General features: G+C 67.0%; 1 protein-coding gene. It reads left to right on the top strand.

The window, feature by feature from the left end:
• The coding region (locus EOA33_RS38525) for an aminotransferase class V-fold PLP-dependent enzyme (RefSeq protein WP_127407878.1) at positions 1-412 on the top strand (412 nt) is incomplete at both ends.

Here is a 412-nt window from a genome sequence, read left to right as displayed (position 1 = left end):
ATCTGATCCTGTCCTCGCACAAGATCGGCGGCCCCAAGGGCGTCGGCGCCATCGTCGCGGCGGCCGATCTGATGATTCCGAAGCCGCTGATCAATGGCGGAGGCCAGGAAAAGGGCCATCGCGCCGGCACCGAGAACCTTCCCGGTATCGCCGGTTTCAGCGCCGCCGCGCGCGCTTCGCTGGCCGGCCTTCAAGGCATCGACGCGGTGGCTCGACGCCGCGACGAGGTCGAGGTCCTGGTAAAATCCCTGGCGCCGGACGCGGAAATCTTCGGAAATGGCGCGCAAAGGCTTGCCAACACGACATTCTTCGCTATTCCCGGCGTGAAGGCCGAGACGGCGCAGATTGCCTTCGATCTCGCCGGCGTGGCGCTGTCGGCGGGGTCGGCCTGTTCGTCGGGCAAGGTCGGGCC

This window comes from Mesorhizobium sp. M4A.F.Ca.ET.050.02.1.1, from assembly GCF_003997725.1.
Lineage (GTDB): Bacteria > Pseudomonadota > Alphaproteobacteria > Rhizobiales > Rhizobiaceae > Mesorhizobium.
The sequence above is the reverse complement of the archived record's forward strand: the minus strand, read 5'-3'. Positions and strand labels throughout refer to the sequence as shown.